The 25,772-nt window shown below is 41.5% G+C and carries 24 protein-coding genes; 18 read left to right on the plus strand and 6 right to left on the minus strand.

Going from position 1 to position 25,772, the window contains the following annotated elements; genetic code table 11:
* The first annotated feature begins 84 nt into the window (after positions 1 to 84).
* From EHS15_RS03065 to EHS15_RS03135, 15 genes are all read left to right on the plus strand, one after another.
* Complete coding sequence (locus EHS15_RS03065) at positions 85 to 942, plus strand: UbiA prenyltransferase family protein (RefSeq protein WP_135759075.1); 858 nt, start codon at positions 85 to 87, stop codon at positions 940 to 942.
* 42 nt (positions 943 to 984) lie between these two features.
* Positions 985 to 1,284, plus strand: a complete 300-nt coding sequence (locus EHS15_RS03070) for an LIC10362 family protein (RefSeq protein WP_246051867.1) — start codon at positions 985 to 987, stop codon at positions 1,282 to 1,284.
* A 68-nt stretch (positions 1,285 to 1,352) separates the two neighbouring features.
* The gene (locus EHS15_RS03075; protein WP_135759076.1) at positions 1,353 to 2,114 is read left to right on the plus strand and encodes an electron transfer flavoprotein subunit beta/FixA family protein; all 762 of its coding nucleotides are present in this window, start codon (positions 1,353 to 1,355) and stop codon (positions 2,112 to 2,114) included.
* 10 nt (positions 2,115 to 2,124) lie between these two features.
* Complete coding sequence (locus tag EHS15_RS03080) at positions 2,125 to 3,084, plus strand: electron transfer flavoprotein subunit alpha/FixB family protein (RefSeq protein ID WP_135759077.1); 960 nt, start codon at positions 2,125 to 2,127, stop codon at positions 3,082 to 3,084.
* 57 nt (positions 3,085 to 3,141) lie between these two features.
* Complete coding sequence (locus EHS15_RS03085; RefSeq protein WP_425460616.1) at positions 3,142 to 3,693, plus strand: LolA family protein; 552 nt, start codon at positions 3,142 to 3,144, stop codon at positions 3,691 to 3,693.
* 4 nt (positions 3,694 to 3,697) lie between these two features.
* The gene (locus EHS15_RS03090) at positions 3,698 to 5,659 is read left to right on the plus strand and encodes a hypothetical protein (protein WP_246051868.1); all 1,962 of its coding nucleotides are present in this window, start codon (positions 3,698 to 3,700) and stop codon (positions 5,657 to 5,659) included.
* A gap of 16 nt (positions 5,660 to 5,675) precedes the next feature.
* The gene (gene trpS, locus EHS15_RS03095) at positions 5,676 to 6,653 is read left to right on the plus strand and encodes a tryptophan--tRNA ligase (RefSeq protein WP_135759079.1); all 978 of its coding nucleotides are present in this window, start codon (positions 5,676 to 5,678) and stop codon (positions 6,651 to 6,653) included.
* Between the two features lie 34 nt (positions 6,654 to 6,687).
* Positions 6,688 to 8,673, plus strand: coding sequence for a ComEC/Rec2 family competence protein (locus EHS15_RS03100; protein ID WP_135759080.1), 1,986 nt, complete (start codon positions 6,688 to 6,690; stop codon positions 8,671 to 8,673).
* Positions 8,621 to 9,490 carry a 16S rRNA (adenine(1518)-N(6)/adenine(1519)-N(6))-dimethyltransferase RsmA gene (rsmA, locus tag EHS15_RS03105; RefSeq protein ID WP_135759081.1) on the plus strand — a complete coding sequence of 290 codons (870 nt, stop codon included), beginning with the start codon at positions 8,621 to 8,623 and terminating at the stop codon, positions 9,488 to 9,490. Before EHS15_RS03100 ends, rsmA begins: the two co-directional genes overlap by 53 nt.
* Positions 9,491 to 9,508: 18 nt before the next feature.
* Positions 9,509 to 10,774, plus strand: coding sequence for a sterol desaturase family protein (locus tag EHS15_RS03110; protein ID WP_135759082.1), 1,266 nt, complete (start codon positions 9,509 to 9,511; stop codon positions 10,772 to 10,774).
* Positions 10,775 to 11,114: 340 nt separating this feature from the next.
* Complete coding sequence (locus EHS15_RS03115; RefSeq protein WP_135759083.1) at positions 11,115 to 11,900, plus strand: M23 family metallopeptidase; 786 nt, start codon at positions 11,115 to 11,117, stop codon at positions 11,898 to 11,900.
* Between the two features lie 6 nt (positions 11,901 to 11,906).
* Positions 11,907 to 12,743 carry an HAD family hydrolase gene (locus tag EHS15_RS03120; RefSeq protein WP_135759084.1) on the plus strand — a complete coding sequence of 279 codons (837 nt, stop codon included), beginning with the start codon at positions 11,907 to 11,909 and terminating at the stop codon, positions 12,741 to 12,743.
* A 6-nt stretch (positions 12,744 to 12,749) separates the two neighbouring features.
* Positions 12,750 to 13,436, plus strand: a complete 687-nt coding sequence (gene rsmI / locus EHS15_RS03125; RefSeq protein ID WP_135759085.1) for a 16S rRNA (cytidine(1402)-2'-O)-methyltransferase — start codon at positions 12,750 to 12,752, stop codon at positions 13,434 to 13,436.
* Between the two features lie 38 nt (positions 13,437 to 13,474).
* Complete coding sequence (locus EHS15_RS03130) at positions 13,475 to 14,098, plus strand: helix-turn-helix domain-containing protein (protein WP_135759086.1); 624 nt, start codon at positions 13,475 to 13,477, stop codon at positions 14,096 to 14,098.
* Positions 14,099 to 14,126: 28 nt separating this feature from the next.
* Positions 14,127 to 15,065, plus strand: a complete 939-nt coding sequence (locus EHS15_RS03135; protein WP_135759087.1) for a 50S ribosomal protein L11 methyltransferase — start codon at positions 14,127 to 14,129, stop codon at positions 15,063 to 15,065.
* A 6-nt stretch (positions 15,066 to 15,071) separates the two neighbouring features.
* On the opposite strand, the gene EHS15_RS03140 is transcribed toward EHS15_RS03135, so the two are convergent.
* On the minus strand, positions 15,072 to 17,177 hold the full coding sequence (locus EHS15_RS03140) for a 7TM diverse intracellular signaling domain-containing protein (RefSeq protein ID WP_246051870.1): 2,106 nt from the start codon (positions 17,175 to 17,177) through the stop codon (positions 15,072 to 15,074).
* Between the two features lie 117 nt (positions 17,178 to 17,294).
* On the opposite strand from EHS15_RS03140, the gene EHS15_RS03145 reads away from it, so the two are divergent.
* Positions 17,295 to 18,677: a flavin monoamine oxidase family protein gene (locus tag EHS15_RS03145; protein WP_135759088.1), complete on the plus strand. Its 1,383-nt coding sequence runs from the start codon at positions 17,295 to 17,297 to the stop codon at positions 18,675 to 18,677.
* Positions 18,678 to 18,728: 51 nt separating this feature from the next.
* Here EHS15_RS03145 and EHS15_RS03150 read toward each other — a convergent pair whose 3' ends face one another.
* Entirely contained in the window at positions 18,729 to 19,844 is a 1,116-nt protein-coding gene (locus tag EHS15_RS03150) for an acyltransferase family protein (RefSeq protein WP_135759089.1), read from the minus strand.
* A gap of 85 nt (positions 19,845 to 19,929) precedes the next feature.
* Between EHS15_RS03150 and EHS15_RS03155 the strand changes: the two genes are divergently transcribed.
* Together EHS15_RS03155 and EHS15_RS03160 are read left to right on the plus strand one after the other, a co-directional pair.
* On the plus strand, positions 19,930 to 20,226 hold the full coding sequence (locus tag EHS15_RS03155) for an HNH endonuclease (RefSeq protein ID WP_135759125.1): 297 nt from the start codon (positions 19,930 to 19,932) through the stop codon (positions 20,224 to 20,226).
* The gene (locus EHS15_RS03160; RefSeq protein ID WP_135759090.1) at positions 20,226 to 20,591 is read left to right on the plus strand and encodes a DUF1292 domain-containing protein; all 366 of its coding nucleotides are present in this window, start codon (positions 20,226 to 20,228) and stop codon (positions 20,589 to 20,591) included. Before EHS15_RS03155 ends, EHS15_RS03160 begins: the two co-directional genes overlap by 1 nt.
* Here EHS15_RS03160 and EHS15_RS03165 read toward each other — a convergent pair.
* From EHS15_RS03165 to EHS15_RS03180, 4 genes are read right to left on the minus strand one after another with little or no spacing between them, the layout of a single operon-like run.
* Positions 20,575 to 21,000 (minus strand): MaoC family dehydratase, encoded by a 426-nt coding sequence (locus EHS15_RS03165; RefSeq protein WP_135759091.1) that lies wholly within the window; start codon positions 20,998 to 21,000, stop codon positions 20,575 to 20,577. The two genes, EHS15_RS03160 and EHS15_RS03165, sit on opposite strands and share 17 nt — an antisense overlap.
* Positions 21,000 to 22,238, minus strand: coding sequence for a sensor histidine kinase (locus EHS15_RS03170; RefSeq protein ID WP_135759092.1), 1,239 nt, complete (start codon positions 22,236 to 22,238; stop codon positions 21,000 to 21,002). Before EHS15_RS03170 ends, EHS15_RS03165 begins: the two co-directional genes overlap by 1 nt.
* 2 nt (positions 22,239 to 22,240) lie before the next feature.
* Complete coding sequence (locus EHS15_RS03175; protein WP_135759093.1) at positions 22,241 to 23,815, minus strand: acyl-CoA dehydrogenase family protein; 1,575 nt, start codon at positions 23,813 to 23,815, stop codon at positions 22,241 to 22,243.
* The gene (locus tag EHS15_RS03180) at positions 23,812 to 25,707 is read right to left on the minus strand and encodes an AMP-dependent synthetase/ligase (RefSeq protein ID WP_135759094.1); all 1,896 of its coding nucleotides are present in this window, start codon (positions 25,705 to 25,707) and stop codon (positions 23,812 to 23,814) included. Before EHS15_RS03180 ends, EHS15_RS03175 begins: the two co-directional genes overlap by 4 nt.
* Positions 25,708 to 25,772: the final 65 nt, after the last annotated feature.

Raw genomic sequence — 25,772 nt, forward strand, 5'->3', positions numbered from 1 at the left:
ACCAAAACTAAAAGTAAATTCGTCTCTCTCATAGAAAATTTTTTACAATTGCATAAAATTAAGTGAGAGGGAAAATGAATCCTTGTGAGTCATACTGCCGGACAAACTCCCAAAACCTCAGTCCTAAGCTCACCTCTTCTTTCCTTTTTTTATCTGGGAGGGGACGTTTTGATTTCTTCCTTGGCAAATCTAGTTTTTCTAAGTTATGCCTTCCAAGTCCATCCCCATCCTGTGGCGGTTCTTTGTTTGGGCCTGACTGTCTTTTGCATTTATCTTTTCGACAGATCCGTGGACTCCTGGAAAGAAAAAGAAGGAGAGGTCACTCAACGGGGCTCGTTTTATAAAAACAAATTGGGAATTTTATTCCTTATCGGCTTACTTGCGTTTGCTTTCGATATTTTACTGATATTATATTTTCTTCCTTTTTCCTTTTTTTTAGGAGGGATTTTTCTAGGTTTTTTCGTATTACTCTATTTTTTAACGACCCAATACTTTCGTACAAAATATTTCCCTAAGGAAGTTTTCCTTTCCGGGCTTTACTGCCTCGGAGTCGCCTATCCCATATTATTCGATCATACTCCCGGCTCTTTGGAAGATCTGCTGATCTATTTCCTGTTTTTTATTTCCATACTTTCCAATGTGCTTTTGACCTATCGGTTCGATATGGCTTGGGACGAAGCGCACCATCTTCCCACGATCGCCAGATCCCTAGGGAAAGAAAAAACGACGATTCTATTCTATCTATTGATGTTCTTAGGCTTTTTCCTTTGCGGAGTGTATGTGTGGGAAACGGGAAAGGTTCCCCTCCCGCTTGTCTGTCTGATCTATAGCCTTTGTTATTTGATGTTTATGGAGTGGCTGGGAAGAAAAAAAGAAATTCCTACATTCAAAATATTTTGCGAGCTGGTCTATTCTCCTTTTTTACTTCTGCTCTTTCTTTAATTTTTTCTAGGCTGAGTTCGCTCCTCGGCAAATCCTGGCCTTATGATTCTCGCAGTTCTGAACGTTCTTATATTTTTTGGTCTTTTGGCATATCTATTCTTGGTGGAAAAAAAAAGAGAGCCTCTCCTGAGCCTAGGACTTTGGGACGGGTTGAAGGAAACCCCTAAACTTTGGAAATCAAAGTCCCATTGGGTGCTTCTTTCCTGCTTTGCTTTTTTCCTGACCCTGCCTCTCACTCTGGGATTGTCCGTTTATCTTAAGACGGATGCGAATGTTTTGGTTGTCATCCTATGGGTCATTTGGACCTACAATTGGGTCAAATACGCCTTCTGGAGAGAATAAATTACTTCCCTTCTGCCTTCCCTCCCTTTTTCTGGTACCAAGGTAATCCACGCAAACGGGGTTAAGGAATGAAAATTGTTGTACTTGTAAAACAGGTTCCAGATACGGAAACCAGCATTAAAGTTGGTGACAAAGCTATAAATGAAGCTGGTGTAAAATGGATCATCTCTCCGTATGATGAATTCGCAATCGAAGAAGGTATTCGTATTCGTGAAAAAAGTGGCGGTGAAGTAATCGCTGTTTCCCTCGGTCCGGACCGAGTTGTGGAAGCATTGAGAACCGCTTATGCTATGGGTGTCGACAGAGCCATCCATGTGAAAGTAGACGACTACATGACTTTCGACTCTACATATACTTCCGAATTGCTTGCCAATCTGATCAAAGCTGAAAACGCAGATTTAGTGATCGGTGGTCGTCAATCCATCGATACAGACAGCTCTCAAGTTGTGATTCAAATCGCAGAGAGATTGAATGTTCCTCACATCGCTATGGCACTCAAACTAGAGTTTGATGGTAAAAAAGTGACTGCCACTCGTGAAGTGGAAGGCGGAACAGAAGTTGTAGAAACTTCAGCTCCTGTTGCAGTTACAGCTCAAAAAGGACTCAACGAACCAAGATACCCTAGCTTAAAAGGGATCATGTCTGCTAAGAAAAAGCCTGTAGATGTAAAAAAACCAGAAGAATTGGGAGCTACCGCTTCTAAATTGGAAGTTGTTTCTTTGGAACCACCTCCTCCACGTATTGCTGGTAGAAAATTGGAAGCAGGCGATGCAGCCGGTTTCGCATCTCAACTTGTAAAAGCTCTTCGCGAAGAAGCGAAAGTGATCTAAGGAGAAAATCATGGCAGATGTATTAGTAGTTGGCGAACTTAAAGAAGGCGAACTTAAAAAAATCTCAAAAGAACTCACTTCCGCAGGAAGAAAAATCGCTGATGCGATCGGCGGTAAAGTTCATACGGTAATCATCACTGACAATCCTGATAAATTTGCAGCAGACTTGAAAGCAGTCGGTGCAGACACAATCATCGGAGCAAACTTGGGTGATTACAATCCGGAAGCTTATGCGAACGGAATTTTCTCTATCATCCAAGAGAAAAAACCTACTGTAGTTTTACTTCCTCACTCTTCTCAAGGAAAAGAATACTCTGCAAGAGTAGCGATCAAAGCAAATGCCGGTATCGTTGCAGACGCAGTGGCTCTTTCCGTAGACGGCGGGAAGGTAGTTGCGAAAAAGCCAATTTACTCCGGTAAAGCTTACGCAAACTTCAAAGTTTCTTCCGACGTTCAAGTATTTACTGTAAGAGCAAACTCTCAAGAAGTAACTCCTAAAGACGGAGCAGGCGCTGTAGAAAAATCAGGTGCAAGTGCAGGGGAAGTTCGTTCCAAATCACTTTCTAAAGATCTTTCCGGTGGAAACAAAGTACAATTGGCAGATGCTTCTATCATCGTATCCGGTGGTCGTGGAATCAAGGGACCTGAAAACTGGCCAATCCTTCAAGACTTGGCAGACACTCTGGGAGCAGCTCTTGGTGCTTCTCGTGCGACTGTTGATGCTGGATGGATCTCTCACTCTCACCAAGTGGGTCAAACAGGAAAAACAGTTTCCCCTAATTGTTACATCGCTTGTGGTATTTCCGGAGCCATCCAACACTTAGCTGGTATGGGATCTTCCAAATACATCGTAGCAATCAATAAAGATGGAGATGCTCCTATCTTTAAAGTAGCAACTTACGGAGTAGTAGCGGACCTTTTCGAAGTGGTTCCTGCACTTACTTCTGAGTTCAAAAAAGTGTTGGGGTAAACCCAGCATTCTGCTGAATTAGGAGCTGTGCGAAAACTTAAAACACTTTTCCTTTTCATCCCAATCCTGTGCCTGTTTCCTTTAGGAATCACCGCGCAGGATGGGCATGACAGACTCAATTCTGTCATTGCACGCCTAAACTCTCTGGAATCATTCCGTGCCACAGTCACCATCAACGGGGGAATGACAGGAGTTCTTTCTTATAAGAATCCTTACCAATTACACGTCAGATTAAATGATGGAAGAATCATCTCATCCAACGGTAAAGTTCTTTGGTTTTACAACCCAGACTCTTCTATTTCCGGACGCCAAGATCTTAAAGGAGTTTCCGGAGGATTGGGAGGTCTTCTCAGCGGATACGAATCCGTCACTGTTTCCGGCAGAACTTTCCGACTCACTTCACCAACCAAACGTTATTCGGAGATCATACTTGTCGTTTCGGACAACGATCTCCCCAGAGTCATTAAGATGAAACATTCCGACGAAGAAGTGACAGAAATTTCTTTTTCCGGAATCGCTACCAACATCGGATTAGGGACAAGCCTATTCAATTTTCAACCCCCTACTAGTTCTCAAATCGTAGAAAATCCTCTCAACCAAAAGGAATAAGCAAATGACACCAGTTTCGCGAACAGAAGCCCATCGTGTCTTTGCCGATTTATACCGCAAAAACAGAACTCCCGACCACCAACAGCTGATAGACGAAGCCATACTCAAATCGAACGACGTATTCATTCGAATCGACCTCATCAAAAAGGTAGACGAAGACTACCAAAATAAAAACAAACCTGCGGCAGACAAAAGAAGAGAACTTCCAGAAGAAAGATCTTCCGGAGGAAACAGAGAATCCAACTCTCGCCAAGGGGAAAGCAGACAAAGACAAGAACCCAAAATAAGACGCGCAAGCGAACTTGTCACTGTGGACTCCGCCAAACAAAGACAAGGCATTCAACCTAAAAAGAAAGGTGCGGAACAAAAAGGCGGAGGGGGGCTTCTTTCCGGTCTTTTCGGTGGAGGGGGAACCAACTCCATCAGCAAATTTGCCAAAGAAACAGGTGCCATCGACATCGGTCTTTTCGGAAGAAACCCGAACATTTCAAACAACGTAGAAAGAATTTTCCGAACCTTGAAGGAAGATGTAATCATACCTACCATCCAAGCGCTTAGAACTTCGGAACAACAAGGTTGGAGGATCTGGACTCCCCTCGTTTACAACGTAATCAATAATTATAATAAGTTTTTTAACGCATTTGTTTCTTTGGATTCTCTCTTCCTGGATAAAATTTCTCCTGAAATTTTCCTAGACCGTTCCATCAAAATGCAAATGTTCTATGTTCGTTTTCTGCAAAGAGACGATGCAAGAGAAATCATTTTAAACCATCTTCCTGAAATCGTCAAACAAGACGACAAACTCGCTTCCAAACTGAACACAGTGATGGAAGGGATTAGCTACGGTTTGGCGTTGGAATCTTCCAAACCCCGCCTTTCCGATGCAATCACCGCTTTCTACATCGTATCTAAGAAAAAAATGTTTTCTTGGCAGGAGATCGTGGCGGATCTTAAAGTTCCTCCCATCCAAGAGCATAAATTCCAAGCGGCGAGAGAGATCCAAAAAGAAGTGGAAATCACAGTCGCAAAAATCTCCGACGATATCAATACCAGAGTTTATAAAAAGGAAGAACTGCAAAATCTACGTTCCCGTTATTTCAGTATAGACGACAAAGGAAAAATCAGTTTCGATTTTTTGAATGCGGTTGTGGACGACTATATGCTCCACCATATGCCTGACAGTGCAAAAAGCCAGTCGATCAAAAACTCCTTCAAATCACAACCTCATAAACTTGCTTACCTTCTTCTACGAGACATCCAAACGGTCTACATCAACATGATCGAAGGTTATATCAAGCTAGGCGATAAAAACCAAAACCAAGACCTTTTAGTGATTCAGCCGGGGCTTTTCCGCTCCGAAATCGAAACGATGAATTCCATCGTAAGAACGATCGAAACATTCAATAAAAAGTTCCCTAGTTTTCAATACTCCTTCCAACAGTATAACAACGATTATAATGGGGGTGCCTCCGACCAAATCGCAAATACGATTCTTTCCGCCCTGACGGAAGCTTCCGAATTTTTCGGAAACTTTGCAAACAAACTGAACATCATCGTTGAAAACCATTTGATGGCGAAAAACACGGATTCGAAAGGAAAGGCTTCCGATAAAATCGCAGTTTCCAAAGAAAAGGTGATCGAAGAGATCAAAATCATGCAGAGATTCATTCCTCATTACGACAAAGCGGTAGTGGCGAAGGAAAGAATCAACGGAATGACCGTAGAAGATGTTTTCATTCAATTCACGAAATATTTATACAATTATGCGGTGATTTTTAAGGATCCTCAAACCACTTCCAAACTAACCGCTCATAGAAAGATAGAAAACGAACTCATCAAACTTCATAAAGAATACGAAAGACTTACCTACTCTTCCTTCAATCCGGAAACCTACAAAAAAACTCCGGAAGGCGGAGAGACGGGAGTCGCAGCAACGGAAGACGAAGCTTCCGAGATGAGTAATTAAACGATTCGAATCAAGAATGAGAATATTAACAGGCGTTCAACCATCAGGCAAACTTCATTTAGGAAATTATTTTTCGGCAATCCATAAAATCTTAAACTACCAAGAGAAGGCCGACTTACTTCTATTTATCGCAAACCTTCATGCGATCACAACCTTCTCTTCGAAGGAAAATCTGAAAGAAAACACGATTTCTGCGGCACTCGACCTTCTCGCATTGGGAGTGAATCCTGAAAAAACGATCTTTTGGGTACAAAGTGAAATTCCGGAAGTTACGGAACTAAGCTGGTATCTCTCCGGCTCGATCACAGTCTCTCAGTTGCAACTGGCTCATTCCTTCAAAGACAAAGTAGCCAAAGGTTTCACTCCTGGCGCAGGGCTGTTCACCTATCCTATTTTGATGGCTGCCGATATCTTACTTTTTTCCTCTGAAAAAGTCCCTGTAGGAAAAGACCAAAAGCAACATCTGGAAATTACAAGAGACATCGCAGAAAGATTCAACGCTCAATTCGGAAACATACTCACAATTCCGGAACCGGATATAGACGAGTCTACCGCCACCATACCGGGAGTAGACGGTGCAAAGATGTCTAAGTCTTATAAAAACACGATCGATCTTTTCGGAACGGAAAAAGAAATTAAAAAAGCTGTGATGTCCATCGTAAGCGATTCCAAAGAGATCGCAGAACCGAAAAATCCGGATGAATCCGTGATCTTTCAAATCCATAAATTATTTCTAAACGAAAAAGAAACCTCTGAACTGCGTAATAGATATTTAGCGGGCGGAGTCGGTTACGGAGATCTAAAAAAATCCCTATTGGAAACGGTTATGGATCACTTCGCTCCTTTCCGCAAAAAAAGAGAAGACCTGCAAAATGACTTAGGTTATGTGAATTCCGTTTTGAACTCAGGAAAGGAAAAAGCGAAATCCATTGCGGAGAAAAAGATAAAAGAAGTCCGCGATGCTCTAGGGATCTATCCCTTTTCTATAAAATAAGGAACCAATCTCCTACACTCATACCTGTTCGGGTATGAAGAAAACGAATTTTCCCAACCTTCTTCCCTTCTCTAAGGGAGGTTTTGCGGGATTGGGAATCGGGCTCACTACCGGTTTGGTTCGAATGTTTCCGGTTCCCGGAATCGCTCTTCTCTCTTTTACCGTCTACATTTCTATTTTATTTCTCATTTGTTTGTATCCGAAAGAAATTCGGTTCCTACGAAAACAAAATAGGGAATTTTGTTTTTGGTTTCTTTTCGGTTGTTTATTCACATCCGCAATTTTAATCTATCGTCCCATTCCTCATTCCTTTATTTTTGCAAAACCCGCCAAACAAGGATTTGCCTTGGAATTTCAAAAACAAATCCGCTCTATTCTGAAACGTTCTTCCTTTTCAAAAGAAGAAATTCTTGTTGCGGAAGGATTGGTATTGGGAACAAGCAAGTCCCTTCCTAGTTCCTTAAAGGAAAAAGCGAAAAAAGGAGGAGTGCTGCATCTATTTGCGGCCTCTGGGCTTCATTTGGGAATTTTTTTAGGAGTGTTTCTATTTACTTTTAAGAAACTGTTTTGGTTTTCCAGAATCCTTCCCCTTATTCTCTCACTTCTACTCGGTTTTGTCTATTTATATTGTTTGGACTTTCCTGTTTCATTCATCCGAGCTTACTCATTTGCTTTTTATAGTTTTATAGGAACCATCTTTTATAGAAAAGCCCATCCTTCCGATATATTGTCTTATTCTTCCGCGACGGTAGCATTGGTTTTACCTGGAGATTTTTTAAGCGTAGGGTTTCTTCTTTCTTTCGGAGCAGTCTTCGGAATCTTTTATATAAAACCAATATTAGATTCTTTGTTTCTAACTAAATCGAAACATTTTCTCAAAAACAACTTAACCTTATCTATCGCCTGTTCCCTTGCCAGTTTTCCATTTTTAGTCCATTACTTTCATTCTTATTCCTTCGGAAGCATTCTAGTGAATTTATTTTTAGTTCCTTTTGCAGGAATCGTATTGCCATCGTTATATCTTTCTTTGGGTCTTGAGTTTTTATCTCTTCCTTACATCTCCCCAATGACCTGGCTTTTCTCGGAAGTGCTTATGAAAATTTTTATGAGATCCGTTTTGGAATCAGGAGATCGTCTAGGGTTCTGGATCTTTTGGGAAAAAACTCCTCGATCGATTTTGATTTATTTCTGCCTGATTTGCTTCACTCTTATTGTTCTTTACTTCCAAGACAAGAACCCATTCCTTTTCGGAAAGAAAGAGGATGACAGCAAAACTTCGGCTTTTCGGAAAAGAGGTTTTATTTTCTTATCCATCTTGTGCTTTTTTCCTTTCGGAATTTGGATTTCCCGAACCGAAAAAAATTTCGAAACGATTGATTTTGTCCGCAAAGGGAGCGCCTTCTTCTTAAGAGGGAAATCCGTTTTTCTTTTAGGAAATTGTTATTCCGCTTCCTCCTTCGATACATTCCGCAAAAAAATCTTTTCCGTTAAAATCGATGAAATTTATTTCGAAAAAGAATCTTGTCTTCGTTATGTGTTGGAACTATCGAAGGAATTCAGGAAAGAAGAAAAAGAAGAATTACATTCCAGGAAACGAATTCAAACCGTTGATCCAAAACTGGCTGAATGGCTGAGAGCAGATCCTACTTTGGGGAAATCGATCGCAATCGAAAAGAAAAAGCTGTTTTCTGTGTTTCCCTTTCCTTTGGAGGATGGGAGTTCATCTCCTGCAGTCCTTAGATTCACTGGAGATAAAAAATCATATTCTGATTTGTTTTCCCTCATTTCCTTTTACGAATCCCTTTGGAAACGGATGGATCCTCCCTCGGCTTCCCCAGATTATATAAAAGGAATTCTCATTTTGGATTTTCCCAAATGGAGTAAGGAAAGCCCGGACGATTGGAAAAAATTTCAAAAACTACTTGGGATTTCCTCCTCTTGGAAAATGATGAGCGTAGAGGATTTTTTTGCCAGCTCCCTTTCAGAAACTAACCGAGATCCAAGCCTATCTTTCCACTAACGGATTGAATGCGCAAAAAAAATTCGGACAAAACTTTCTAATCGATCAGAATATAGTTCGGTTCATCGTCGAATCCGGTCGTCCTTATGTTTCCGAAGGGAATACGGAAGTGGCTGAAATCGGAATCGGCTTAGGAACTCTCACCTACCCTATTTTGGAATTTCAAAAACCGACTCATCTTTTCGAAATCGACAAAGCATACATCGAACTGGCCCGGGAAAAATACCTTCCCGAGTTTCCTCAAGCGGTTCTCTACGAGGGAGACGCTTTGAAAAACCTTTCCCATGTGTTTGAAAAAGAAATTTTCATTTTCGGAAACCTTCCTTACAATCTAACAAGCGATATTCTCACTCTCATTTCTACGGAATGTTCTTCTTGGAAAGGAGGGATTTTTATGGTGCAGAAAGAGTTCGCAGAACGAATCACAGGTGAAATCTCCTCTCTTTCCCTTTTTCTGGAAGGATTGGGAAAAACGGAACTTTTGAAAACAGTTCATAAAAAATGTTTTTATCCTGCACCGAAAGTGGATTCCGCTTTGATCCGAATCCTTCCCTATCCTCAGGAAAAAAGAATCTTCAAAAACAAAGCGGAGATTCAAATTTGGTCCAGACTGCTTCGTACTTTTTTTTGGGGAAAAAGAAAACAAATCCAAGTTAGTTTGCGCGAATCTCCTTTTTCTGCGGATCCTTTCTTCCAGGAGTCCGTACGCCTTTCCTGGGAAAAATTAAAAATCCCCGCCAATGCCCGGCCGGAAGAATTGAACAGAAAACAATTTCTGACTCTAGGTCAAGAATTGCTTGACCATATGTCACAGTGATGTCATAACTTAGCAGTTATGCTCGAGAATTTCACACCTCCGCCATTTGTAACGTATGCCATTCCTGGTTTCTTTATTCTCATTGGACTGGAAGTCGCCTTAGGTGCCTGGAAAAACAGGCAACTCTATCGACTGAATGATTCGATTGCCGACCTGAGCACAGGAATCATTTCCCAACTTTGGGGGTTGTTTCAGAAAGGGGTTGGGCTTTTCGCTTTTTTTTATATCTACGAGCACTTCGGTCTTTTTAAAGATTTCCTCACAGTTTCCAATCCTTTGGCGTGGCTCCTTTGTTTGGTTTTGCAAGACCTATGTTACTACTGGTCTCATAGACTTTCCCATGAAGTGAACTTTTTCTGGGCGGGACATGTGATCCACCATCACAGTGAAGAATACAATCTTGTGGTAGCTCTTCGCCAAACCGGACTCGGTGGAATTGTTTCTTGGATTTTTTACGTTCCTTTGGCTCTCATCGGTTTCGATCCTTGGTTGTATCTGGCAACAGGGCAGCTCAATTTGATCTATCAATTTTGGGTACACACTAAGGCGGTAGGAAATTTAGGCACGATTGCGGAATACATCCTTTCCACTCCTTCCCACCACAGAGTGCATCATGCTATCAATCCGAAATACATCGATAGAAACCATGGTGGAATTTTTATCCTTTGGGATCGTATGTTCGGAACCTTCCAAGTAGAAGAAGAAGAATGTGTGTACGGAACGGTAAAACCTCTGCGAAGTTTTAATCCTGTTTATGCTAACTACCACTACTATTGGGAACTCATCCAACAATCCTTCCGTGCGAAGGGAATTCTCAATAAGATCAAAGTTTTCCTTATGCCTCCCGGTTGGTTTCCATCGGAAAACGGCAAACCTTCCGGATTTTTACCAATTCCGGAAGTAAGCCCTAAGTCCTTTGTGAAATATGACCCGAATCCGAGTGCAGAAGTACGATCCTATACAACCGCTTGGTTCGTAGGGGTTTTACTCCTCTCTTTCGCCTTTCTTCTTTTTATCGCTAAGTTCGACTTTCTCTCCCAAGTTCTGTTTGCTGCTTGGGTGACCCTTTCCCTTGTTTCCATCAATGCGATGATTGAGGGCAAATCATGGGGAGGGAGTTTGGAAATCGCAAGATTGATTTTAGGTTTTGTGCTTTTAGGTTACTTCGGACTAGGATGGGTCTCTTATTCTATCGGAACCATGTTCCTTTTGATGGCAGGAATCCATTTTTATAGAACCCAAGACCCCAAGAGGGCGAATGTAAAGCTGCAACCTCAAAATTAATCGGGGAGGAATTTCTTTCCACAGCCGGAAAAGGGAGAACTTTGCGTCTCCCTTTTCTATGTACGAGGGGTGGATGGAGATTTTGTAGTACCTACTACGGGGTTTTATCCTCCCATGTAGGAACTCCTACAGAAAATTAGAAATTCCTAATCCTCCTAACTCGGTTTACCTCCCTAAATGTGGTACCTACCGCACTCACTCCCCTTCTCCCTATGACGAAACTGAGAAAAAAATGTGACATAATCACATAAATCCCCCGAATGAGGGCACCCCTTTTCCTTGACCGAAAACCTTTGCGTGAGATTTTGGCATTGCACAATAAAATGTGAGGGCGAAAAAGATGAAACGAAAGCGAACTTTGTTCTTAATTCTGGGGGCGATCCTATTTGTGGTCTCCTTCTCGGCATTTGCCTCTTATCAAAAGCGTAAAAATGGACCAGTTTTCCTAGATAACCACGTTTTCCAAAGATACCAAGAAAAATGGGGCCTTTGGGTAGACTTCCGCACTGAAAAGAAGAGCCTAGAGGCAAAGGTGCAAGAGTTTGGAGCGGACTTCCAAGAAGTAGTGGAACTCAATTCTATCACAGAGAAAGAAAAGAAAAAAGTTTCCAGACCTATTTTCATTCCCTATAGCAAAGAATACTCCCAATCCTTACAAGAAGCGGGAAGTTTCAGAGAGGCAATCGACTCTCAAATCGACCAATTTATCTGGCCGGTGCTCCCCAACAACAGAACCCGCATTTCCTCCCGCATCGGACGTAGATGGAACACACTTCATACGGGAGTAGACATCGCCATTCCTAAAGAATCGATCGTTCTAGCGGCAGCGGATGGAGTTGTGGAAGTGGCAGGAAGAAGTGGAGACTATGGACTCGCAGTCAAACTCTATCATACGGATCTCAATCACTTCCATACGGTTTACGGTCACAACAACCTCCTCTTGGTAAAACCCGGAGATGTAGTTAAAAAAGGCCAGATCATCGCACTTTCCGGCAACACAGGAAAATCCACAGGACCTCATGTTCATTTCGAAGTCAGATACCACAACGTATATCTCAACCCGGAAAACTTCCTGACTCCTTTTGAAGAAGGGGTTGCCACAAGCATGGTGAGCTTTGCTAATTAATTTTTAGTGAGTTCTAAATCATTTCCTGTAAAAAGTTGGGTTCCCGAAATTCACGAGAACCTAACTCGCATTATTTCCTCATCCTCCGGACTTGCCTGCTTCGATTTTGATAATACTCTAATCAGAAACGATTTCGGTGAAAAAATGATGGAGACCATCCTGAAAGAAGGGATGTTGTTCCTTCCCAAAGACCTATCTCCCCTCTTTCGGAACAAAGAGTATTGGAAAAATCACAACGAACACACTCTCTCCGAAAGAGAACATTTGGTTTGGGAAGAGTATTCCTATCAATTGAAAGAATTCGGTACGGAACAAGGATACAGATGGACCGCCTTTTTATTCCAAGGGATGAACAAAGAAGATTTTTATTCTCTCTCTCGAAGAACCTGGGAAAGAGTCTCCACTCCTCGCTCCGAATCCTCCGTTTTTCCCCAATCGGAAATGGTGGATCTCATCGGTTTTTTGCACCAACACGCTTGGAAAGTGTACATTGTGACCGCTTCTCCCGAACCGGGAATCGCCGCAATAGCACATCATTTTCCTGTCCCGGAACAAAACGTGATCGGTATGAGACAAGAGGTCGATGCAAACGGCAAGTTCAAACATCAATTGATAGAACCTTATACTTACGGAGAAGGTAAAGTGGAAGCCATCAAAGGCAGAATCGGAGAATTGCCGGATCTAGCATTCGGGGATTCTTTCAACGATTATCCAATGTTATGTTCTGCAAAAAAGTTAGGAGTTGCTATCGACAAAGGCAATCCTGAATTCGTAAACGCATGTAAGGAAAAAGGAATTGCGATTCAACCCTTTTTCCGATTCCAAGAAACATCTTCCCTATAAACAACTATGCCTACACTTTACCTCGTATCCAATTCATTAGGTGATGACAGAGATCTGCCTCCCAGAACCAAAGAACTTTTAGAAACCGCCGACTTGATTCTAGGAGAAGAACATAGAACCACATCCACTCTTCTCAAAAAACTGGGAATCTCTCGCAGCTTCGAAATCTGCAACGAACATACTTCCGAAGAGGAATTGGAAGAACTGGGTCTCAAACTAGCGCAGACCCAATTAACATGCATTATCTCCGATTCGGGAAGTCCCGGATTAGAAGATCCTGCGAGAAGATTGGTTCCTATCGCGTGGGATATGGGAGTGGAAGTGAAATCCGCCCCCGGTCCTACTGCCGCCATAGCAGCACTCACCTCTTCCGGATTTCAATCTTCCCCCTTCACCTTTTTGGGATTTCTTCCCAGAGAACAAAAGGAAAGAGAAAAGGAGATTAAGATCTATCTGGGACTGGGCCACACTCTCGTTTTTTACGAAACTCCCTATCGAACCAAAAACCTTCTAGAGTCCTTGGCCAAACTTGTCCCTTCCGACAGAAGGATCTTCCTCAGTTTAGGAATTTCCACGGAATCAGAGCAAAATTTCAGAGGAACTGCGAAGGAAGTCTTTCTAAAGGCGGCAAAAGTCCCAAAACTCCCTCCCGTATTCGTAATTGAAGAGAAAAAACAAAAACATTATAGATAGTTCCTTGACTTTCCCTCTGTTATATTGGAGTTTGAGTTATGGCTACTAAACTAGAATCCTCATCTGACACTCAAGAAGCACCTTTTGCCGAATCGGGTGATTATATAACAGATGTCGTAAAAGAAAATTTAAAGCTCATTCGCCACACAAAAGGTTTCTCCCTAGATAAACTTGCCAATCGATGCGGTGTCAGCCGGGCAATGTTGTCCCAAATCGAACAGGGCAAATCAGTGCCTACCATTTCGGTTCTTTGGAAGATTGCCAACGGACTCAATGTCCCATTTGCGGAACTACTCAAAGAAAAAAACCAAGATGGAATTCATGTTCTCAAAGCGGAGAATTCAAAAGTATTATATTCCAATTCCAAGGTATTTTCGAGCAGAGCCCTCTTTCCTTTTTTAGGAAACCGCAAAACTGAATTCTACGAACTCATTTTAAAACCAGGCGGACACGAAGTTTCGGAAGCTCATAAAACAGGTACTACGGAAAATATAGTAGTCGTATCCGGCAAACTCCGTCTTCGTTTGGGAGAAAAGGTAGTCGAGCTGGAACCGAAAGATTCTGTATTCTTCAAAGCGGACGTATCTCACGAATACTCCAATCCTACCGACCAAGAAACGGTAATGTATTTGGTCATGGATTATATCGACGAAGTAGGTTAATTCCTACTTCTTCTTTTTCTATTTCAATTTGGAATACAGAGAACTTAAAGTCAACCTGCCGAAAGAAGGCTCCGATGGTTTGTATGAACTTTTGGATACCATTTCCGTTGCAGGATATTATGAAATTTTATTCGACGGGGATGCGCCTAAAGAGCCGGAACAAGAAGGCATCCTAAGAGAAAATACAAATATTCGCATTTACTTAAATACTGATGAGATAGATAAAGAAATCAAAATTCTAATCTATCTCAAAATCAATTTTTTAGGAAATGCCAGTTACGAATCCAGAATCATTGAAACAAGAGATTACGAAGAAGCCTATAAGGAATATTATAAACCGTTTCAAGTAGGCAGCAAACTTTGGGTCATCCCTACTTGGGAAAAGGAATCCGAAGTAACAAAAGCGCTTTGGGAACCGACTGGAGGAATTCCTCTTTTCATCAATCCTGGAGTCGCTTTCGGAACAGGTCACCACGAGACCACCAAACTCATCTTAGAAAGACTCGATCGATTAACAAACGAAAACGAATCAGGAAAACCTTTATTTTTTTCCGCCTGCGATATAGGAACAGGTTCGGGGATTTTATCCATCGGGCTTGCCAGACTGGGCTGCGAAAGAATTTTCGCATTGGATATTGATCCTAACGCAGTAAAAGCGGCATGGTCCAACTGGCAGGAGAATACATTCGCAAAAAAAACCAGTTTTACTGTGGAAGAATCGGGGATAGACAATCCGAATTTGTTCGGCCCTTCCTATGACATTGCCATAGCAAACATCACTTTCGCCGTTTTATCCCAAAACATTCATCATTTAGCCAAAGTAAATTCCAAACGATTGTTATTCTCAGGAATCATCACAGAGAAAAAAGACGCATTTTTGGATTTATTAGGAAAACATCTCCCCGGAAAACTTTTATTTTCCGAGGAATGGAACGAATGGTGGGTTTTAGACTGGGTGAAAAACTAATTACGATTAGTTGTTTTTCAGATATTTGATCAAACTCACCTGATTGCCGATATCGTTGTATTCGACTCGATCGAACACGGATTTAGTCATATGAATGCCTCGTCCGTGTTGCTCATGTGCCTCATTCAACTCTTCCAGGGATTTTTCCAAAACCTTTTTATGATCGAATCCTTTTCCCTCGTCAGAAATTCGGAAAGCGACGTATTCATCATTTAACACGTATTCGATTCTAATCTTCTTGCGGTTGTATCTGGCATCTTCCTGTCTTTTCTGCAAAAACTCCAAATAGTTTCCGTTCGTCAAAGCGTTCGACTTTTCTTCGAATCCAATGTTCAGGTTTCCATGTTCGATGGCATTGATGATGATTTCTCGAACGGATGTTCTTACTTCCGTCTGAGAAATGGAATTCATATATTTGGACAATTGAGAAGTGATCTTTTGGGAAACAAGTTCCGCATTTCTCAGATAATTGTTGATCGTAAATTCGATTCTTTCGGAATCCACAAGTTTGGTTAAAGTGTCTTCGAATTGAGGAGATAAAGTCGCAATGATTTCCCTTGAATCTTCCAATTCAACGAATTGAATTCTGCAGTACATATCTTTGGGTTCTTTCACATATTTTTGAGAGAACTCCGTCTGAAAACTGATAGGGGCTCCCGTTTTCACAAGTTCCGCCAATTTATCTTTCACCAAAAGCTCGTTAAACCCTTCTTTTTTACCTTTGGTTTGATACAATAAATCGGTGAGTTTTTTACCTCTCACATCATCCATACGGTATCCCATATGTTTCGATAAGGCTCTGTTCGCATTCAGAATCACTCCGGTTTCACTCATCATGATGATGACTTCCTCGGAACCTTGGAAAATTTCCCGGAATCGTTTTTCAGATTCTTCGATTTTGATTTTGGCAGTGGAGAGTTCTCTTACATTATCTCTCAAACTTTTTGTCAAAAAATTAATTCTATCGGCAAGACCCAGTGAAAGTAAAATCACTTCCAATGCGGTTCCGAATTGGATCGTCCAACGAGTGACGTGATTGTCAGGAAGCCAACCCAAACTCTTCAAAGAATAAAGAAGCACTCCCAAAAGAAAGAAAGTCCAAGCGATCAGATAGAATCTGGCGGTTCTCGCTTTTTTGATCAAAGCCACAATTCCACTAGTGATCATAATCACTGCGGAAGGCACTGCAAATCCGATGGAAGTCAGCATTCCGATTCGGTAAGGCAGAAAAAAAGTGACAAGACCTATCAAAACCAAAATCCCGAACCAGGAAAGAAGGACCTTCGCAAACAAAGGCGCTTGTTTATGAAGATTCAAAAAATACGTAGCGAATAGAACTCCGGTAAAACAAGAACTGCAGATGAAAAAAGGAAGAGAATAATTGGCCCACCATACGGAATCAGGCCATAAATATTGAAACGCAAACCCGTTATTTGTTAGGTGAAACAATGTGATGGATAATATAAAAAGAACGTACAATAAATAACTTTTCGCACTCGTAAAAATGAACACCGATAAATTATAAACTCCCATTACGATCATAATCCCGTAGAACAGACCGAAGATGATTTGTTCTTTGTTCATTTTATCGATCAATTCTTTCGTAGACCAAGCTTCCAAACTGAGAGGGATTGTGGACTCGGAACGAATTCGAATGTAATAGACGTTTTGAGAGAGAGGCTGTTCGGAAAGAGGGAAAACCACATTTCTATAATTCTCATTCCTTTCTTCAAAAGGCAGATTGTCTCCCGAAAGAGTCACTGTATCTTTGGGAATATTTTTACCGTAGATTTGAATTTGATCGATCAGAGGAAAATTGTATTCCAACATCCAATTCAAAACCTCATCGGAATCGTTTTTCACCGGGAGTCGCACCCAAAACTGCGATGAGGAAAACCCTAAATTGGGAGTGAGTAATTTTGAAAATTCGGAATCCCTTTTTCCGGAAACGATCGCTTCACTAGGAATGGTGCCAGTAGGGTCTTCTAAGATCAATGCATTCTGCCAAAGAATTTTTCCTTCCATATGTTTTTCCAATAGGAAGGGGGCTTGGGAGAAAACGGAGCTGGTCCAAAATAGGGAAAAAAAGCCGGAGAGAATCGCTATTTTCAAATTTGTTTTCAAAGAAAAAACCTCTAATTTCGCTCAAAAAAGCCATAGCAAGTGGAAATGAAATCGGTATTTTTTCTAGCCTTTTTTAATATTCGATAGAATTTAGGGGATACACTTATGAATCGAAAAGATTTCCTTCAAAAACTTTCTTGGACAGCTTCCGCTTCCGGACTCCTATTCGCACAAAATAAATCCTGGGCAGTCACTCCCTCTACAGAATCCAAACCGCAAAACAGTTCTTCTTCCAAAAAAGCGATCGTTATGGGTGCTGGTCTTTCCGGTCTTTATTCCGCATATTTACTCAAACAAACCGGCTACGAAGTGACAATCATCGATCGTTCAGAAAGGTTAGGTGGTCGGATCTTCACTTATAAGGATAAAACGACAGGGCTTGTCCAAGATCTGGGGGCGGAATGGATCGGAGAAGGTCAATCCGACATCAAAAGTTTGGTAAGACAGTTGGGGCTTGAGCTGAAAGTTTCTCCTCATGTGAAACGATTTCAAATCAGAAGCGATGAAGAATCACTCATTAAAATCGCCGGCCCTTCCGTGGAAACTTTGGAGAAGGTGATCGACTTGCATAAATCCCTCAGCGAGTCACAAAAACAAGGTTTGGATAAAATCAATTTTGCTTCTTATGCAAGATACCAAGGTTTAGCGGAAGATGAAGTGAAGTCCATCAGCGAGTGTTTCCGAATTTTCTTCGGAGAAGACCTCAATCAAATTTCCAGTGAAGCAGTATTAGGTGATCTTGCGTCAGCGGAATCCGCCTTACGTCCGCAATACTATGTTTCCGGGGGAGCGGAAAAAATCATTTCTTCTCTCGCCGCTAAATTGGGAGACTCTGAGATTTCTTTGGGAGACCCGATCGTTAAAGTCACTCAATTGAAAAACTACGCACAAGTGGAATTGGCTTCCGGAAAAATCCACAAAGCGGGTCTAGTCATCTGCACATTGCCTGCCGCTGCCGTTTTGGATATCAAATGGACTCCCGGTCTTCCTAAGGATCTGCTCTACTCCGCCTTACGAATGCAAACGGGAAAGATCACTAAAAATATAATTATCTGTAAAAAGAAAGATGCGATCGCTCCTAAAATCATCAATACGGACACTCCCGGCCAAACTTTTTATGTTTCCGGAGAAGAAGCGATCGGAGAAAATCAATTTCTACTCACCTCACTAGCGACAGGCGATAGAGCGGGTCTTTTGGAGAAAGGTTCCGATTCTCAAAAAAAGGCACTTCTTAAACTTTCTTTATCTGAAATCAAAAATGCGGACTGGGAAGAATTCGGAGAATCCCCTTTCGTATTCCATTCCTTTCAGAAATATACGGGAAGAAGAGGATTTGTTTCCATTTTCCCTCCCGGCTCTTTAGGAACGAAAGAAGTTTGGGCAGAACCTTACGAAAGAGTGTTTTTTGCGGGAGAACATTTGGCAAAACACAACGGAAGTATGGATGCAGCAGTCGCTTCCGCCATCCAAGCCATCAGCAGAACTTAATCCCACTTTCCTCCTCCGGCGAACAATCTTTAGCCGGGGGAAATTTCCGAATCAAGACTTCAAACCGAACAATCGTTTGAGAATTTCAGAGTTTCGAACGATCAGATCATAAATTAAAAAACTAAAGAAGAACACTAAAAACGTGTGAATCAAAAATTTATATCCCGCTCCCACTTCCCAATTCTTAAAATGAAACGCAATAAAGAGAGAGATAGGATGATGGAGAAGATAAATAGGCAGACTGGATTCGATTAAATATTTGCTAGTCTCCCCCGTCTCGTTTCCCCATTTCTGAAATACCATCACAAAGAAGCGGCACCAAATCAAAGGAGAAAGGCACCATAATGCCAGATGTGCCATACGCTGAAGATAATTCCCGTATTGATAAGGCATCCAAAGAGGATCTGTAGTGTCCAAATGATAGAATAGAACAAAGACAATCAAGCCTAACAGAAGCCAGTGGAAGATGGAAATCAAATCGATCTTTTCCGCAAGAGAAAATATGTTTCCACTATAATAGGCAAACACTCCGCAAAAATAAAAACCTAGTTGATAGAAGAAAGTGAGTTTATTGATTCCGAAAAAGTCATCTCCTCTGGGATAAAAAGAATGCGCTGCAATCGTTAAAGAAAAACAAAACAGAAAAAAAGGAAAGATCCATCTCCAATCGAAACGACCATCCCCTTTTTCAAAGAAGAAAGAAAAAACTTTTTTAGGGATAAAAGAGAAAATCAAACTGAACAGGAACAGATCCACCAAAAACCAAATATGAGATTGAGCGAATTCTTCTTCCGTAAAAAATTCTGGATAAAATTGAAAGAAGCCTAGTTCGGGAAGTTTGATCAATTTCATTAAATAGTATTGGATTGGAGCAAACACAAGTAAGCCGAAGATAAGAGGAATTAGAATTCGTTTGAACCTGCCTTCTAAAAAATGCATCCACCCTTTTTTCTCCCAAACCATAGAGGAAAAAAAGCCGGAGATCAAAAAGAACAAAGGCATTCTGAAACTGTGGATCCAGTAGCAGAAAAATCCGAAAGGTTCCATCCTCTCCGGATTTTGGATCGCATACCCTATTTTAGGCGCATATACGATGGCGGAATGAAAGACGATTCCCAATAGAAGTGCAAAAGACCTCAGATTATCAAGATAGAACAATCGTCCCATAGCTTAGAAGGAAATTAAAATTACCTTCCCAGTCGACCTTTTTTCTTTTCTTGACATGGAACACACCCATTTGTCTGATTTTTGTATGGATTCCCCTCTTCCCGAAGAAAGATTTTTCTCCACGGTCTCGGATGAAGAGATCGCCAGAGAAAGAAGAAAGGCCAAGGAATTGAAAAGTTCCGCATGGTGGAAAAACAAACGATCTTCCGGAATTTGCCATTATTGCGGGAACAAGTTCAAAGTGGAAGATCTCACGATGGACCACCTAATTCCTCTTATTCGTGGAGGAAAATCTGTAAAAGCGAATCTAGTCCCATCCTGCAAGGAATGTAATTTCAAAAAGAAACACAGTCTTCCCTTTGAGAAGGACTTTTATACCTAATGGATTTTAAGGATCTTGGATTTCAAGGGGACGATTTTTTACCCAGCAGAGTTTCCGAAGAAATCGATTTGGTGGATGAACAAGGAAATCAATTCCAATGGGAAGTTTTTTATTCTTTTTCGCTTTCAGGAAACGAATACCTTGTCTTTTTGCCAACCTCGGAAGCGGAATATCATCTTGTTAATGTGGAGTTAGATGATCCGGATTCGGATGTTCCCGGTTATATCGTTTTGAAGCTTGCAAACGATGCAAGCGGAGAGGAAATTTTAGAAGAGATTTTGGATCCAGAAGAACTGGAAGAAGTCACCGAATTCGTAGAAGACGAAATCGGTATGTTAGGCCAGTTTCTCAACCAGGAGGAATGACCAAACTTTCCCCTTTGCTCACAACTTCGTTTTTTTGATTGGTCCAAGTCACTTTCATTCGAATCGCTTTCAATTTTTCCACTTTCTCGACCACCTCCACCTTACAAGTGATCGTATCTCCGAAATAAACAGGTTTCCTGAATTTAGTAGTGGTTTCCAATGCGACCGTTCCTAAGCCGGGAAGTTTCATTCCCAAAACGGGAGCCAGAAGAGAAGCTGCCAATCCACCATGCGCGATTCTTGTACCGAACTGAGTGTTCTTCGCATATTCCTCATCCACATGCAACGGATTAAAATCTCCGCTGATCCCTGCGAATAAATATACGTCCGTCTCGGTAATCGTTTTTGTGAATTGCGCACTGTCTTTGATCTGAATTTCTTCGTAGGTTTTGCCTTTTTGATAATGCATTATCTTTTTTCCATTTTCTCCGATTGAAATTCGAAATGATAAAGAACACCTTCGTTCGGTTTGGTGTAAAACTGAATTTCCCGGCCCATCATCTGACTGGACAAGGAAAAGATAACGGACAGACCTACAGAATCGATATTCTTTCTATCGAATGACTCTGGAAACCCGATTCCGTTGTCTCTATAAATCAATTCCGTCCGCCCTTTATCGTGTACTTTAAAATCGATTTTGATGATTGCATCCTTTCTTTCCGGAAAAGCATGTCGAAAGGAATTCGTCAGCATTTCCGTAAGCATAAGTCCCATAGGAATGGCCATAGTCAGATTCAACTCTTTAGGTTGGATTGCCAAATCGATTTGGATATCCATCCTCATGTACATCAATTTGATATTTTCCACCAAACTCTCTATATACGACCTAGAATTCAAACTGGAAAGATTTTTAGAACTGTATAATTTTTCATGAACGAGAGCGATCGCCTTCACACGAATGATGCTTTGTTCCAAAATGGCTGCGGATTCTTTAGGTGCTGAATAGGATTGAAGCTGTAAAAACGAAATGATTACGGACAGATTGTTCTTCACTCTATGATGCACTTCCGTCAGGAGAACTTCATTTTCCTTTAAGGAACGTTCCAATTCCTTCTGATTTTCGATATAGGCGGAGATATCGTTCGTAATTCCTATTGCGATTCCTCCTGAATTCCCTCTGCCCTTGAAGAACAAACGGTTCTCCAAAGCCCATTTGATTCGGCCGTCCTTAAATAAAAGTCGATATAAAATTCCTGTATGATTTTCCTGAAGTCGATTGATCCATATATCCGTCATCCTTTGACGATCTTCAGGATGTACTCTCTCCAAAAGAACGGCTGCATTGTGGCGGATAGCATCCAAACTCGCTTCAAAAAACTTTCCCGTCTGTTCGGAAATGAGATCTATTTTCCAAGTGTTGAGATTGAAAACGATGACAGAGTCCCCTACCTTTTCTAAAATGTTTTGATACAGATAATCGGATTCTTCCTTCTCTCTAAGAACCCTGGATTGAACCTTCAATTCTCGCAATAGTAGAAAGTAAATGGCGACTGCAGAAAGAAAAACGAAAAGCCATCCCTTATAATTTTGAGCGATTCTAATTTCTTCCGTAGTCTGAAGCAAAACGGAAAGAGCATAATCGGAGCCGTAGATCCAAACAAATCCGAGTATGAGGTAAATCACTGCGACTCGGATGGCTGGTTTCATTTCTATGAGACTTCCTGAAGAGTGGAGTATCGTTCGTTCACCGAGGTCTCGATGGAAGCTCCCAATTTTCGATAAGAGTCCCAAATCGATTTCAACTCTTCTTCCGCAAAAGAAGAAAGCCTCGACAATGAAGAAAGATACTTCCCGATCAAATAAAATGTCAATAAGTTTCGATCTTCCGATTTTTCGGACTTAGAATAATATTTGAATTCGATTTTGGAATCGGCTTCGGCTTGAGATAAAATCACGAATAAAGAAAGCACATCCGCAAATGCAAATTCTACAGATTGTTGTTTTTTGCGTGCAGGTTCGGAATCCATTCGGATCAAAATGTCGAAGAGTGCATTTTGAATGAAATCGGAAGGATTTCGACAATCTTCCAATTTCTGAAAATCCGCCATGAATTTTGATTTTCCCGGATACAAGGAAGAGATGATGGATCTTTGGATTTCGCTCGTCCCTCCTCCTATGGTTCCCAGTTTTACGTCTCTGTAGAATCTCTCTACTCCGTATTCTTTCATATAACCGTAACCACCGAACAATTGTACGGTGTCTTTTGCGACATCTTCTGCAATTTCGGAAGACAGAAGTTTTCCCAAAGAACTTTCCAGAGGAGAAGGAATTCCTTTATCTTTTCTTGCCGCCACCCAGTAGATCAATCTGCGGGCCGCTTGCGTATAGACCCAATTTCGAACCAATATTTCCTTCATCCCGAAAAAAGAAGAAATGCTTTTTCCGAATTGTATTCTTTCTTTTGCGTAACGAAGACCGGATCGAAAACAAAATTCCATAGCACCGGAAAGCCCCGCCACAAACACGGTTCTTTCCCATTCCAAGTTTTCTTTGCCGATCCTAAGAAAACCCGAATTCAAGGAACCCAAAAGATTTTCTTTGGGAATGATCATATCTTCAAACACAAGTTCGGCGGTCATGGAAGTATGATGGCCTAATTTTTTTAAAATTTTACTGACCTTAAATCCCTTTGAACTGTCCTCCACAATGAATGCAGAGATTCCCATAGGTCCTCTTCCCTTTTCTGAAGTTCTGGCCATTACGATAAATACTTGGCCTACAGGTCCGTTCGTAATGAACATCTTAGAACCGTTTAACTTCCATCCATCGGGGGTTTCCTCAGCTCTGGTCAAAAGAGAGGCTGCATCCGAACCGGAAGAAGGTTCCGAAAGTGCGAATCCTGCAATCCATTCCCCGCTCGCCAGTTTTGGAAGAAATTTCTTTTTCTGATCCTCAGTTCCTTGGAATACGATCGGCATAGCGCCTATGATCATATGCGCTGCCCAAGACAAACCCATTCCACCATCTAACGAACCTGCTGCGAAAGCGTCAGTCGCCAAAGAACATTGAAGGCAACTGGCACCTTGGCCTCCGTATTCCACGGGCATAGAAAGTCCTGTAAGTCCCGCTTTGGAAAATTCTTTCCATAAGTCGTCCGACCAAGTCTCGGTTTCGTCTCTCTCCAATGCAGAAGGAAGAACCTTCTCTTCGGAAAATTGGAATACCGTATTGAAAAAATCGGCTTCTTCTTCGTTTAAATAGGGGTTTAATTTAGGGTTTCTCATTGATAGATTCTCTCTATTTCTTTTGTAAATGTTTCAGATATGATGTTTCTTTTCATTTTCAGTGTGCGGGTCATTTCCTTATCAGGATCGAAAGGTCTGGGAACAATGTAGAAATTGTTATTGGGAACGGTCTCAAACCCTTTAAATCCGTTTTCTCTGGAAATAATTCGTGAGATCTCCGAGCGGAAAAGTTCTCTCAGCTTAGGATTTTCATTCCAAGAAGAATACGTTTGTCCGATATCGGCAATTTTTTTCTCCACTGCTTCGAAATTAGGAACGATGAGGGCGCCCAATGTTTTTCTATCATGACCGATCACCATCACCTGATCTATATAAGGCGACGTAAGCAATTTGTCCTCGATCGGAACAGGTTCGACGTTTTCGCCTCCGATGAGTGCGATCGTATCTTTCGATCTTCCCGAAAATACAAGTTCGTTTCTGTATGTGATCTGCATCAGATCTCCCGTATCGAAAAAACCTTCTTTATCGAAGACGACCGAATTCAATTCGGGCCGTTTATAATAACCTTTTAAGATCTGATCCGATTTGATCCAAAGAGTTCCTTTGGCACCCTGTTCTTTCACTTCCTTTCCCGAATCGTCTTTTAGTTTGATTTGGTATCCGTCGATGGGAATTCCCACAGTACCTTTCGTAGGTTTGGTGTTGGAACGAATGGATACGACTGCGGAAGTTTCCGTCATTCCATACCCCTCCAATACCTTCAAACCGATAGAAGATAAAAAACCATCCACTACGCTGGGGAGTGCGGAACCTGCGGAGATACAGATTCGGATCCTGCCACCCAATGCTTTATGAATTGCGGAAAAAATTCGATTCGCCGCCAGCTTCAAAGGAGAAAGAAGAACCAAAATCAAGAATGAATACAATCGTTCCAGAAAATCCAGGAAAAAGTTTTTTCGGTGAATGGAGAACTTAAACCCCATAACAACGGATTTATGACCGGCCCAGACTTCTCCCACCTTCAGGAAAAAATGAAATAATTTCTCCTTAAAACCTCCCTCTTTGGCGACCTTCACCATAATTCCATTATATACTGATTCCCAAATACGAGGAACCGAAGGAAAAATAGTAGGTTTGAAATCTCTTAAGTCGTCTTTTAGATTCGTCATATTCGAAACTAGAAAATCGACTCCCAAGGCTAGGGTAGCATATTCGATGGCTCTTTCAAACGCATGCCAAGGAGGAAGAAGGCTCACTGCGGTGTCGTTCGAATTCATATCCAACCTAACGATCGTATTTTGAATTGCAGTGATCCATCCTTTCTGACTGAGCATCACCCCTTTCGGGTTTCCTGTGGTTCCGGAAGTATAAATCAATGTGGCCAAAGCATCAGGGTCCAATTGAGCCGCACGATCCTTCCAGAGAGAAGGTTCTTTTGTTAATTTCGATTTTCCCAGTTCGGCAAGCTGCGAGACAGTTCCCTCACCTGACAATAGTTTCCCGATATCGGACTCTAAGACAAAAATTTTCTCCAAAGAAGGGATTTGAGATCGAATCTTAAGAACTCTATCTCTGTCTTTTTCCTTTTGCACGACTAAAAAGCGAGCTTCCGAATGGTTGAGAATATAGAGAATCTCCTCCTCTACAATATCCGTCCCTCGGGGAACTACCACTCCTCCGGCAGTCAAAATGGAAAGATCCGTTCTAAGCCAATTTACTGTGGAGTCGCAAAAAAAACCGACTCGATCTCCTATCTGCAAACCTTCCGCAATCCAGCCGGATGTCAGATGCTGGACAAATAAACGAATTTCGGAAAAACTATTCCCTGGGAATTGCCCATCCTGGTTTCTCTTTCTGAATGTAATTTTGTCAGGAAATTCGTTGGAAACGGAATCTAATAGATCATAGAGGAGAGAAACCTTGTTTTTCATAGTCAGTTGCCTGTATCCGAGTAGTAAATGTTCTACAGGATTAAAAACCACTGTTCGTTTTTTGC

It is taken from the genome of Leptospira idonii, assembly GCF_004770995.1.
GTDB lineage: Bacteria > Spirochaetota > Leptospiria > Leptospirales > Leptospiraceae > Leptospira_A > Leptospira_A idonii.